Raw genomic sequence first — 11,722 nt, forward strand, 5'->3', positions numbered from 1 at the left:
ACCCGTGATTCAGCTTGAGCAAGTGACGAAGACGTACCCGAAGGCGTCGCGGCCTTCGCTCGACAACGTGTCCGTGTCGATCGACAAGGGCGAGTTCGTCTTCTTCATCGGCCCATCCGGCTCCGGCAAGTCCACGATCATCAAGATGCTGCTGCACGAGGTGGCCCCCAACAAGGGCCGTGTCGTGGTGAACGGCAAGGACGTCACGTCAATGCGGTCCTGGAAGCGTCCGCACTTCCGCCGCTCGATCGGCTGCGTCTTCCAGGACTTCCGACTGCTGCCGAACCGCACCGCGTACGAGAACGTGGCCTTCGCGCTCGAGGTGATCGGCAAGACCAAGGCGGTGGCCCGCCGGGTTGTGCCGGAGGTTCTGGAGCTGGTCGGCCTCGGTGGCAAGGAGCACCGCTACCCGCACGAGCTCTCCGGTGGTGAGCAGCAGCGTGTGGCGGTGGCACGGGCGTTCGTGAACCGCCCGCTGATCCTGCTGGCGGACGAGCCGACCGGAAACCTGGACCCGGACACCTCCATCGAGATCATGCGCCTGCTGGACCGGATCAACCGCACCGGCACGACCGTCGTGATGGTCACGCACGACTCCAACATCGTGAACCAGATGCGGCGCCGCGTCATCGAGATCGAGAGTGGGCGCATCGTTCGCGACCAGGCCCGCGGCGTCTACGGGTGACGAGCGCAACCCACCGCACCCCGATCTGACGACGAACACCTCACGCCGGAGAGCCGGAGGAAATCCCGATGCGGATGAAATACGTCCTGTCCGAGGTACTGGTCGGACTGTGGCGCAACGTGACCATGACCATCGCGATGATCATCACGATGGGGGTCTCGCTGACCATGCTCGGCGCCAGCGGCCTGATCTACACCAAGGTCGCCGACATGAAGCAGTTGTACTTCGAGAACATCGAGGTCTCGATCTTCCTCGAGGCCGACGTCACCGACGAGCAGCGGACCGCGATCGCCGGCCAGTTGGAAGGCGACCCGCTGATCTCGCAGGTCACCTACGTCAACAAGGACGAGGCGTTCCAGCGTTTCCAGGAGATGTTCCGCGACTCGCCGGACCTGCTCAGCGCGGTCAAGGCCGACCAGCTTCCCGAGTCGTACCGGCTGAGGCTGGTGGACCCGGAGCAGTACCGGACCATCGCCGACCAGTACACCGGGACCGCGGGCGTCGACCAGGTCGTCGACCAGAGTCAGGTGCTCGACAAGATCTTCAACCTCTTCACCGCCGGGCAGAACATCGCACTCGTCGCCGCCATCGCGATGGCCGTCGCGGCGCTGCTGCTGGTGGCCAACACGATCCAGGTGGCGGCGTACAGCAAGCGGCGTGAGGTCGCGGTCATGAAGCTGGTCGGTGCCTCCAACTGGTTCATCCAGGCACCGTTCGTGCTGGAGGCGGTGGTCGCGGGTCTGATCGGCTCGGTCCTGGGTCTCGGTGCGCTGGTCGCGTTGAAGGTGTTCCTCTTCGACGGCGCGCTCAGCGCTCTCCAGGGTCTCTTCGCGCCGGTGAGTTGGGGCGAGATCCTGCTGACCTTCCCGGTGATGGCCGGTGTCGGTGGTCTGATCAGCGCGGTCACCGCCTGGGTCACCCTCCGCTTCTACCTGCGGGTCTAGTTTCCGTCGGCAGGGCCCGTCGGCGTCGGAATAAACGGCGCGGGCGGGCCCTTGTCGTTCGGGTAGCATGATCTCCGCTCTGCGGCGGGCCGCGTCGCCGGTCGGGGGCGTTGACGAGAGAGGGGGCCGCCGATGCCACGGGAAAAGGGGCGCAAGGTCGTCGCCTCCAACAAGAAGGCCCGACACGACTACGCCATCCTCGACACGTACGAGGCGGGCATGGCGTTGACCGGGACCGAGGTGAAGTCGCTGCGGGCCGGGCGGGCGTCGCTGGTCGACGCGTTCGCCCAGGAACGCGACGGCGAGATGTACCTGCATGGCATGCACATCCCCGAGTACGCCCAGGGCACCTGGACCAACCACGAGCCCCGGCGGACCCGCAAGCTGCTGCTCAAGCGGCTGGAGATCGACCGGTTGATCGGCAAGATCCGGGAGAGCGGTCTGACCCTGGTGCCGTTGCAGGTCTACTTCTCGGACGGCTGGGCCAAGGTGGAGATCGGCCTCGCCAAGGGCAAGAAGGCGTACGACAAGCGCCAGGACCTCGCCAAGCGGGACGCGGACCGGGAGATCGCGCGGGCCGTCGGCCGGCGCGGTAAAGGAATGGATAGCTGATTTGTCCGGATCATCCGGTTCCTGGTCGGTCGACCGGGGCTCGGGATGAATCCGGTTGCGGCAGGCGTTAGGCTTGTCGGAGTCGCCGGAGTCCGGCGGCACGTCGAGGGGGTGACTGGTTTCGACTTCGTGTGTTGCGGCAGGGGAAGCGAGCCGAGGAAGCCGACGTCGTCTCGAGAATCGTTCGTCGGAAACCAATAAGCGCCAAGAACAATCGCGCTGACTTCGCTCTCGCCGCCTGAGGCGAGTAGTGAGTCTGTCGGCCTGGGAGCGCCTTCGACCCAGATAGCCGGCATCAGCTAGAAGGCTGGCCAACCGGACCCGGTCGCGGGGTCCGTGCGGCGAGATCAATCAGCGACTGGGCCCGTCACACCGACTCGCTCGCGTGATCGGAGGGGCCGAGTAGAGGCACAGCGAGCTGCGCTCGGAGAAGCCCTGACAAGGCAGCGAAGGACCCGGGTTCGATTCCCGGCACCTCCACCCCCGTACTGCGCGCCCCGGTCATCACGACCGGGGCGCGCAGTCGTTCCCGCCCCGGTTGCGGAACCCCGTCGGGCGCTCACCCGTCGAACCCGGTATGCGCCGATCAGTCGCCCTGCTGGGCCTGCCCCTGATGATGATCGTGGCCGGGTGCGCCCCGGTGGGCACCGAGCCGGACGAGTCCGGTGCCGCGTCCGGCCCCTCGGGCGGCCCGGAGGACCGACAGGGGGCGTTCACGCAGCGGGCGGCGGCAGTGGCGGTGGCGTGGCAGCCCGACGACGCCTGGACCACGCGCTACGTACCCCTGCAGGAACCCACCGTGCTCGTCGGCGAACCCGACTTCACCCCGCAGACCAAGACCGCCTTCCAGGCCGGGTGGTACCGCGCCACCGTGGACCTGCCCGACCGCAAGCCGGCCGAGGGGACCGTACGCTTCCCGGACGGGACGGCGCGGGTGCCGCTGGTCAGCGCGGCGCAGGCGTACCGCGAACTGCGCCAGGGCGACCCGGGCGCCTGCCCGGGGCCGACGGAGCCCGCCATCCCGCCGGTGCCCGCGCCGGGTGGTGGACCGGACAGCGCGGTCGGTAGCCGGCCGCAGGGTGACTGCGTCGCGCTCACCGTGACCAAGGTCGAGCTGGGCACCGCGCCGGTGCACACCACCCGAGGAGCGGCGCAGGTGCCGGCCTGGCTGTTCACCGTGCCGGAGATCGGCGCGGTGGTGGCCCGGGTCGCGGTCGCGCCCGAGGCCGTCGCCACCCCGCTGGCACCGGTGCCGCCGTCCGAGACGCCCGAACCGGGCCTGGTGGGCGCGCAGGACATCGAGGCGGTCGAGGGGACGACGCTGCGCTACCGGCTCGGGGTGGGCAGCTGCGACACCGAGATCACTCCGCTGGTCTGGGAACAGGACCACGTGATCGTGGTCGGCGGCACGGTCGTGCCGCCGACCGGCGGCTGTGACGAGATGCTCAACCTGCACCCGGCCGAGGTGACGCTGAAGGCCCCGGTGGGCGCGCGCCCCGTCCTCGACGTGCTCAGCGGTTCCCCGCTCCGTCTCGCCGCCGGCTGAGATGTAAGGAGGGGTCCCTTCCTATACACGAGGCGTTAGTAGGGGACCCCTCCTTACACCCCACATCAGAGGATCGGGGGGATGTCGGTGCGGATGGGGACGGGCAGCACGGTCGGGCCGTCGGCGCGCAGCGCGGTGCCGAGGGCCTCGCCGAGGCCGTCCGCGGTGTCGACCACGGTGGCGGCGCAGCCGTAGCCCCGGGCGATCGCGGCGATGTCCAACCCGGGCAGGTCCAGTCCGGGTACGCCGGGCGTCTGCTTGAGGTCGGCGAACGCCTTGAGGATGGCGTACTGCTGGTTCACCGGCACCACGACGGCCAGCGGCAGCCGCAGTTGGGCGGCGGTCCACAGCGCCTGCACCGAGTAGTGGAACGAGCCGTCGCCGATCACCGCGACCACCGGTCGTTGTCGGCCGGTGTCGCGTTGCGCCAGCGCGATGCCGACCGCCGCCGGCAGCCCGTAGCCGAGCCCGCCGCTGGCCATGGTGAAGTACGACCCGGGTCGGGTGAACCGCAGCCGCCGCCGCAGCGCGGCCAGGTTCGACGGGGACTCCTGCACCAGCACCCCGTCCTCGGGCCAGTGCGCGGCCAGCGCGGCGAAGAGGGCGTCGGCGCTGAGCGGGACGCCGTCCGCCACCGCCGGGGACTCGGCGCGGACCGGCGGCGCGGGCCGGTCGGCGGGCGGCACCCGGTCGGCCAGCGCGGCGAGGGCGAGCCCGGCGTCGCCGAGCAGGCTGTCACCGACCGGGGCCCGGGCCGCCTCCTCCGGGTCGTCGGTGACGTGCAGCAGGCGTACGCCGTCGGGCAGCGTCTCGCCCGGCACGTGCGGGTAGTAGCGGAACACCGGCGCGCCGACCACCAGCACCGTGTCGTGGCCGCGTAGGCGCTCGGCCAGCGGGGCGATCGCGAAGGGCAGCACACCCTGGAAGTACGGGTGGTCCTCGGGAAAGGCGGTCCGTTCCGGTGCGGGCGCCGTCCAGACCGGGGCGGCCAGCCGCTCGGCCAGGGCGACCGCGTGCTCCCACGCCCCGGCGCGGTCCACCGCCGCGCCGAGCACGATCGCCGGTGACCGGCTGCCGGCCAACGCCGTGGCGAACTCGGCGAGCCGGTACGGGTCGGGAGCGAACCGGGTGGCCACCGTACGGGCCTGCGGCGGCGGATCCGCGGGCTGGGCCCAGTCGTCCAGCGGCAGGGAGAGGAAGACCGGCCCGGCGGGCGGCTGGACGGCGGTGGCGTACGCGCGCATCAGCGCCGCCGGTACGTCCTGCGCGCGGACCGGTTCGTGGGCCCACTTGACGTACGGCTGGGGCAGCTCGGTGGGGTGCCGGGCGGCGAGCCGGGGTTCGAGCAGCAGCATCTCGCGGGTCTGCTGGCCGGCGGTGACGATCAGCGGGGTGCGGTTGTGCCAGGCGGTGACGATGTTGCCCATGGCGTTGCCGGTGCCTGGCGCGGTGTGCAGGTTGACGTGGGCGGGGCCGCCGGTGGCCTGTGCGTACCCGTCGGCCATGCCCACCGCCGACGCCTCCTGCAGGGCCAGTACGTAGTGGAAGTCGTCAGGGAAGTCCTGGAGGAAGGGTTCCTCGGTGGAACCAGGGTTGCCGAAGACGGTGGTCATGCCGAGGGCGCGGAGCAGCTCGTAGGTGGTGTCCCGGACCGTTGCCATCGCCTTCGAATCTATCCGGGCGACCAGGTTGTCCAGGGCTTTTCGCATCTGCTCGGCGGCCCGTTCCGCTCGCCGCCCCGGCGGTCGGCCCGGTTTCGCCGCAACCGGTCGGCACCGGTGTCGATCACCCGACGATCAGACCTTCGCGACCGCCGTGGACGCAGGCTATGGTGCCAGGCATGGCAAAGACAGCGGGGATGGTGCCGATCGGGACCGCCGTCCCGATGTGTGATCGCTTCCGCCGTCCGGTACACGGTTGACGGGTGCGGTGATGCAGGGAGAGGGGCAGGCGATCGGCGGACGGGCGACGGAGTCGATGGCGGGCAAGCTGATGGTGGCGACGCCGGCGCTGAAGGACCCGAACTTCGACCGCACAGTCGTGTTGCTGGTCGCGCACGAACCCGGCGGCGCGCTCGGCGTGGTGCTCAACCGGGCGACCGAGGTGGCGGTGGCCGACGTGCTGCGCGACTGGGGCGACCTGGCCCGCCATCCGGCGGTGTTGTTCGAGGGTGGCCCGGTGCAGCCCGACTCGGCGATCTGCCTCGCCCGGATGCGGCAGCCGGTCCGTCGGCTCAAGGGCTTCCACCAGGTCTCCGGAGCGGTCGGCACCCTCGACCTCTCGGTCGACCCGCAGCGGCTGCGGGAGAGCGTGGAGAGCATCCGGGTCTTCGCCGGGTACGCGGGCTGGGGCGCGGGACAGTTGGAGCAGGAGATCGAGGACGGCTCCTGGTTCGTGCTGGACGCGCTGCCCGGTGACGCGTTCGTCGACCGCCCGGACGACCTGTGGCCGATGGTGCTGCGCCGGCAGGGCGGCATGATGGCCGCAGTCGCGCACTTCCCGCCGGACGTGGCACTGAACTGAGGGCCCCGCGACGCCGTCTCGCGGGGGACCCCCGCGAGATGACCATGCCGGCGGGCGTGTGTATAGTTCTCCCAGTGCCCGGGCGACCGGGTGCGACAGCAAGGGGCCGTGGCGCAGCTGGTAGCGCACCACACTGGCAGTGTGGGGGTCAGGGGTTCGAGTCCCCTCGGCTCCACCTTGTTTTTGTGCAGGTCAATCGGCGTCAGTCATAGGCTGGCGCCGATTGTTTGTGATCTCGTGGTCACGGCCGTGGTCACCCAGCGCCCCACACTGCACTTCGAAGATCGGTGTTGAGATCTCGTCAGAACCGGCCTCTGGCCAGGGATCTTTCGACTGCGAGTGCTGGCGGCATGCGCCGGTTGTCAGGGTTCGAGCAAGCAGAGCGGGATCACGGCGATTCCGTCAGCGCGGCGGTACGCCTCAGACCCGGTGGTGATGACCGCCGCATCGAGTAGGTCGTCGCCGAGTTGTCCACGCAGCCAGGTGAGGTGACGGACGTCGTCATCGCTCACCGACGGAGACAGCTTGACTTCGAGCGCCACGATTCGTTGATCGGCGCGCTGGATGATGAGATCCACCTCGTGCCGACTGTCCCAGGTACGTAGGTGATGAACCGTGGCTTCGGCTGCCTGCGCGTAGACCCGCACGCTGAGCGTCACCAGCGACTCGAACAAGGCGCCCAGCAGAGGACCGGGCCGGCGGACGGGTGTGTCCGGTGCTGAATCGTCGAGCAGAGCGGGTACGTCCACGCCGAGGAGTCGGGCGGCGAGGGCCGGGTCGGCGAGGTGGTGTTTCGGTGCGGCGCCGAGTCTGCTGAAGGCGCTGCGGCTGGGCAGCCAGCCGGGCACGGGATCGAGCAGCCACAGTTGGGACAGCACGTCGCGGTACACGGTCGTTGTCGTCTTGGCGGGCTTGTTGGTCTCGCCCGGGGTGGCCGCGTTCAGGATGGCGTTGTAGGAACTGGTGGTTGCCGTCGCGGCGGCGTACGCGGCCAGCCACCCGCGCAGGGTGTCGGGGCGGCGTACCAGGTGGCCTTGCTCGGGGAAGTCTCGTTCGACGATACGGTTCAGGTAGCCGTCGAGCTGTGCCCTGCGAGCGCGCGGCGGCAGTTGACGGATGGCGGGGAATCCGGAGCGCACGATCTCTTCGGCGTAGTCGACCAGGCTCAGCGCAGTGCTTCCGCTCACGGCCAGCCGCTGTCCGGTGAGCAACTTCCGAAGGCTGACCGTCGGCTCGGCCAGGGCCCGCTCGGCGATGCTCATCGGTCGCATCCGGAGCTGGACGATGCGCCCGGCTCCGGAATGTGTCGGCGCGGACGTGGGGGTGGCGCTGCCGGTCAACAGGAACCGGGCCGGTGCGGGATCACGGTCGACGCTGCGCCGCACAAAGTCCCAGACCGCCGGTTCGCGCTGCCACTCGTCGATGAGGACCGGTGCCAGGGCTCGGTCGAGGCGCTGCGGATCGGCGGTGAGCAGCTCCCGCTGTGTCGCGTCGTCCATGGCGAAGACGGTGGCGGCGCGACGCTGGGCCGTCGCGGTCTTCCCGACGCCCTTCGGCCCCTCGAGACTGATGGCAGGCTAACCGCCGAGCAGCTCATCCAGCTCTTGATCGACGGACCGCAGCTGATATGGCAGCATGTTGTAACGCTACCGAAGACGCATCCCGAAGGCTACCGTTCACACATCTGCCATGCTGCCGTACAGGCACGACTCCGAGACTCCCAGCGGTGGGGGCCGGCCCCGCCCGGCTCGACACCGACCAGCCAGCTTTCGCAGGCGAACCGACATCAGTCGAAGACTGATGTCGGTTTCTTTGCGTTCCGGGCCGGTCGCGGCCTGCGGCGTGCCGTACGCAGCGCACACTGCGGCGTGCCGCACACCGCGGCGCCGTACGCAGCGTGCCGGCCCGGCCGGAGATCAGTGGACAGACTTTTCCGCAAGCATCGACAGGGTCGCCCCCTAGCTGCCAAATGTTGGTTTGTGCACGTCGTTGACACCTCCTTAGGTTATAACTCAGACTTTTCGCGGGAGGTCGACATGAGTGAGCCTCGACGGCTGGCGGTCATCAACTCCGACGCGAAACGAGCCCCGGTGCTGCCCGATCCACCCGGTCTCGTCACTGACCTGGTGGACCCGCGACTGCGCCGGTTCGCCCGCACCAAATACGATCATCTGCTCACCGAACTGGGCACAGTGGACGCGGCCGAGGCGGCCATCGCCGCCGGGTGCGACGCGGTCTACATCGACACCTTCGCCGACTACGGAATGGCGCAACTGCGCGCCGCCGCACCCGTACCGGTCGTCGGGGCGGGTGAGGCCGTACTGGCCTGGGCGGCCGATTCCGGTCGCCGGTTCAGCATCGTCACCGTCTGGCCGGTGTCGATGGACTACATCTACGCCGACCGGCTCGCCGCCTGCCCTGGTGGGGAACTCGCCGTCGGGGTGCACTACCTCTCCGACGAGTCGGAGCTGGACCGGGTCGGCACCGACGCCGGGGTCAAGGCGCGGATGGGCCGGGGCGAGGACGACGTCGTCGCCGCCATCACCCGGGCCTGTCTGGACGCCGCGCAGCGTGACGGGACCGACCTGATCCTGTTCGGCTGCACCTGCATGACGCCGGTGTCGGCGGAGGTGGCCCGGCGCGCCGGCATCGAGATCGTCGACCCGTCGGTGATCGGGTTGCGCGCGGGTCACGCGGCGGCACTCGGCCCACGCCCGGAGCCGCCGGTCGCCGCGCAGCGACTCGGGGCGGTGACGCAACTGGTCGACGCCTACCTCGGCGTCGCCGACGGGTCCGCCGGGGCGAGCTGCGGCGTCGACGCCGACGGCTGTGAGGTGTGCGCGGTCACCGCCGGGCCGTCGTCGTGACCCCGCTGTGCCGCCGGCTCGGGGTCGACCTGCCGGTGCTGGCGTTCAGCCACTGCCGCGACGTGGTCGCGGCGGTCAGCCGGGCAGGTGGGTTGGGTGTACTCGGGGCCGCCTCGATGACCCCGGAGGACCTCGACCGGGACCTCACCTGGCTGGACCGGGAGTGCGCCGGGCGGCCGTACGGCGTGGATCTGCTCTTTCCGGCGAAGTCGGCCGGCGACGACCCGGCGGAGCTGGCCGGTCGGATCCCGGCCGACCACCGGGCGTTCGTGGACGCGCTGCGGACCCGGTGGGGCGTGCCGGTACGCCGCAGCGAGCCCGGCCACAACCGGCTCGGCGGCATGCCGACCGAGATCGACCACCTGATGACCCACGCCAACACCCATGCCCTGTGGGAGGTCGCCCGGGCGCATCCGATCCGCCTGGTGGCCAGCGCCCTCGGTCCGCCGCCGGCCGAGGTGCGTGCCGAGACGACCCGACGCGGCATGCTCCTCGCCGGGCTGGTCGGCGATCCGCGGCACGTGCGCCACCAACTGGCCGCCGGGGTGGACGTGCTGGTGGCGCAGGGCTACGAGGCGGCCGGGCACACCGGTGACATCACCACGATGGTGCTGGTGCCGCAGGTGGTGGCCGCCGCCGGTGACGTACCGGTGGTCGCCGCCGGTGGGATCGCCGCCGGTCGGCAGGTGGTCGCGGCCCTCGCGTTGGGCGCGCAGGCGGTCTGGACCGGATCGGTCTGGCTGGCCACCGCCGAGAGCGACCTCGACCCGGTGGTCAAGGAGAAGATCGTCGCGGCGGCGGCGACCGACACCGAGAAGACCACCTCGTACACCGGCAAGCCGACCCGGCAGCTCACCACCGTGTGGACTCAGGCGTGGCGGACGCCGGAGGCACCGCCGTCATTGCCGTCGCCGGTGCAGCAGGTGTTGGCCCGGGACACCGTGGTCAGCGCGTTCGAGCACCATGTGACCCCGGTGATGGGTTCGGCGGCCGGGCAGGCCGTCGGCCTGGTGACCGGGGTCCGCTCGGTCGCCGCCGTCCTGGACGACCTGCGGATGCAGATGGCCGACGCGGTCGAGGCGGTGGCGAGGCTGGCCGACGACGCGGGCTGACCGACGAGGCCGTCCGGCCGGCAGGTCGGGCGGCCCGGTCGGGAACGCCGTGGTCACCGTGCCGACCGTCGGTCGCGGCGCGCCTGCACGGCCACCGCGACCAGGGTGTACGCCGCCAGTGTCGTGATGCCACCGGTCGCCACCGTCATCACCGTGGTCAGCGCGACACCGCCCAGCGCGAGCCCACCGAGCAGCGAGGTGCCGCCCAGGGTGGCGAACGCGGCGACCATCCAGGCGGCGAAGACCTCGGCGCGGCGGTGTGTCGGCGCCCAGTCGCCGATCAGCCGGGTCGCGCCGAGCAGCACCAGACCACCGCCGGTGCCGACCAGCACCGTGCCGGCGACCGTCACCGCGCCGCTGGTCAGGTGCAGGGCGGCGGTGGTGGTGCCGGCACCGGCGGCGATGACCAGGACGCCGAGGCCGACCGAGCGGGCCGCCGGCACCCGGTTCGCCGCGAGTTGGGCGAGCAGGGTCATGGTGACCAGCAGGGTGAGCAGCCCGCCGGTGCCGCCGGCGGTGCTGATGCCGGCACCCTCGGTGAGGATGCGCGCGCCGAACGTGCCGAACAGGGCCATGCAACTGTTGAGCGTCATCAGCGAGCAGGTCGCGATGCTGAACGGCAGCAGGATCGCCCGGGGTACGCGAACCGTACGGACCAGCCGGACCCGGCCCGCCGTCCGGCGGTCGGCCGGTGCCCGGAGCAGCAGCACCAACGGCACCAGCGCGACCGCGCCGATCACGACGTACGGCAGCACCAGCGGGTACGCGGTGTGGTCGGCGAGGAGTCCGGCGACCAGCGGTCCGAAGCCCATGCCGAGGGTGGTGCAGACAGCGTGGGTGAGGCTGCCGGCGCGGGTGCCCCGGGGGTGGAAGTCCAGCAGCGCGGCGGCGGTGGTGGCACTGACCATGCCGGTGGCCATGCCCTGCACGAACCGCCCGGCGACCAGCATCGGCAGGGTGGTGGCGGCAGCGGTCACCAGGCAGGCGAGCAGCACCAGCGCGACACCGAGCAGCATGGTGACGCGTCGGCCGATCAGGTCGGAGAGCCCGCCGAGAAGCGTGACCACGACGATCACGCCGACCGGGTACCCGGCGAACGCCAGGCTCACCTGCGCCGGGTCGAGGTCCCACCGCTGCGCGTAGATCGCGAACAGCGGGGACGCGGCGAAGCTGCCGAGCACCGCCACCAGGACCAGCGAGCCGGAGGCGGCGGCCATCACCACCGAGGGTCGGTACGCCGGGACGTCGGGCGGGCCGGCGGTGGTGCCGTCGCGCACCTCAGTGGCTCCGGGGCAGAGAGGTAGACACTAGGACACCGCCTTCCGTCAAAAGTCTGAGGAATCAACAGCAGCAGTGTCAAGGTCTTGCCAGACCCGGCCTTCGGCCTGCACAGTGTGCACCTGAGCTGCTCAGGTGGACGTTGCGAGGCGGAA

The 11,722-nt window shown here is 70.8% G+C and carries 10 protein-coding genes, 1 tRNA gene and 1 other RNA gene; 9 read left to right on the plus strand and 3 right to left on the minus strand.

The genetic code is table 11. From position 1 onward, the window contains the following. The first annotated feature begins 4 nt into the window (after nt 1-4). The 5 genes from ftsE to ABT008_RS24800 all read left to right on the plus strand — a co-directional run bounded on the left by ftsE (nt 5) and on the right by ABT008_RS24800 (nt 3,787). Complete coding sequence (gene ftsE / locus ABT008_RS24780; protein WP_117229384.1) at nt 5-685, plus strand: cell division ATP-binding protein FtsE; 681 nt, start codon at nt 5-7, stop codon at nt 683-685. 68 nt (nt 686-753) lie between these two features. Next, entirely contained in the window at nt 754-1,629 is an 876-nt protein-coding gene (gene ftsX / locus ABT008_RS24785) for a permease-like cell division protein FtsX (RefSeq protein ID WP_350698873.1), read from the plus strand. A gap of 132 nt (nt 1,630-1,761) precedes the next feature. Beyond that, nucleotides 1,762-2,241 (plus strand): SsrA-binding protein SmpB, encoded by a 480-nt coding sequence (gene smpB / locus ABT008_RS24790; RefSeq protein WP_350698875.1) that lies wholly within the window; start codon nt 1,762-1,764, stop codon nt 2,239-2,241. A 107-nt stretch (nt 2,242-2,348) separates the two neighbouring features. Continuing rightward, nucleotides 2,349-2,724: a transfer-messenger RNA gene (ssrA, locus tag ABT008_RS24795) on the plus strand. Nucleotides 2,725-2,818: 94 nt separating this feature from the next. After that, complete coding sequence (locus ABT008_RS24800; protein ID WP_350698877.1) at nt 2,819-3,787, plus strand: hypothetical protein; 969 nt, start codon at nt 2,819-2,821, stop codon at nt 3,785-3,787. A gap of 65 nt (nt 3,788-3,852) precedes the next feature. Here ABT008_RS24800 and mdlC read toward each other — a convergent pair whose 3' ends face one another. Further along, nucleotides 3,853-5,448, minus strand: coding sequence for a benzoylformate decarboxylase (gene mdlC, locus ABT008_RS24805; RefSeq protein WP_502890504.1), 1,596 nt, complete (start codon nt 5,446-5,448; stop codon nt 3,853-3,855). Nucleotides 5,449-5,719: 271 nt separating this feature from the next. Between mdlC and ABT008_RS24810 the strand changes: the two genes are divergently transcribed. Beyond that, a complete protein-coding gene (locus ABT008_RS24810) occupies nt 5,720-6,310 on the plus strand; it encodes a YqgE/AlgH family protein (RefSeq protein ID WP_131053527.1) in 591 nt (196 codons plus the stop codon). 102 nt (nt 6,311-6,412) lie between these two features. Next, nucleotides 6,413-6,485, plus strand: a tRNA-Ala gene (locus ABT008_RS24815). Between the two features lie 187 nt (nt 6,486-6,672). Here the strand turns inward: ABT008_RS24815 and ABT008_RS24820 are convergent. Then, on the minus strand, nt 6,673-7,881 hold the full coding sequence (locus ABT008_RS24820; protein ID WP_350698973.1) for an ATP-binding protein: 1,209 nt from the start codon (nt 7,879-7,881) through the stop codon (nt 6,673-6,675). Nucleotides 7,882-8,346: 465 nt separating this feature from the next. On the opposite strand from ABT008_RS24820, the gene ABT008_RS24825 reads away from it, so the two are divergent. Next, entirely contained in the window at nt 8,347-9,177 is an 831-nt protein-coding gene (locus ABT008_RS24825; RefSeq protein ID WP_350698881.1) for an aspartate/glutamate racemase family protein, read from the plus strand. After that, nucleotides 9,147-10,289 carry an NAD(P)H-dependent flavin oxidoreductase gene (locus ABT008_RS24830; RefSeq protein WP_350698883.1) on the plus strand — a complete coding sequence of 381 codons (1,143 nt, stop codon included), beginning with the start codon at nt 9,147-9,149 and terminating at the stop codon, nt 10,287-10,289. The genes ABT008_RS24825 and ABT008_RS24830 overlap by 31 nt, the downstream gene beginning before the upstream one ends. A gap of 53 nt (nt 10,290-10,342) precedes the next feature. Here ABT008_RS24830 and ABT008_RS24835 read toward each other — a convergent pair whose 3' ends face one another. Next, nucleotides 10,343-11,566 carry an MFS transporter gene (locus ABT008_RS24835; RefSeq protein WP_350698885.1) on the minus strand — a complete coding sequence of 408 codons (1,224 nt, stop codon included), beginning with the start codon at nt 11,564-11,566 and terminating at the stop codon, nt 10,343-10,345. Nucleotides 11,567-11,722 lie beyond the last annotated feature (156 nt).

The organism is Micromonospora sp. NPDC002389 (genome assembly GCF_040296095.1).
Lineage (GTDB): Bacteria > Actinomycetota > Actinomycetes > Mycobacteriales > Micromonosporaceae > Micromonospora.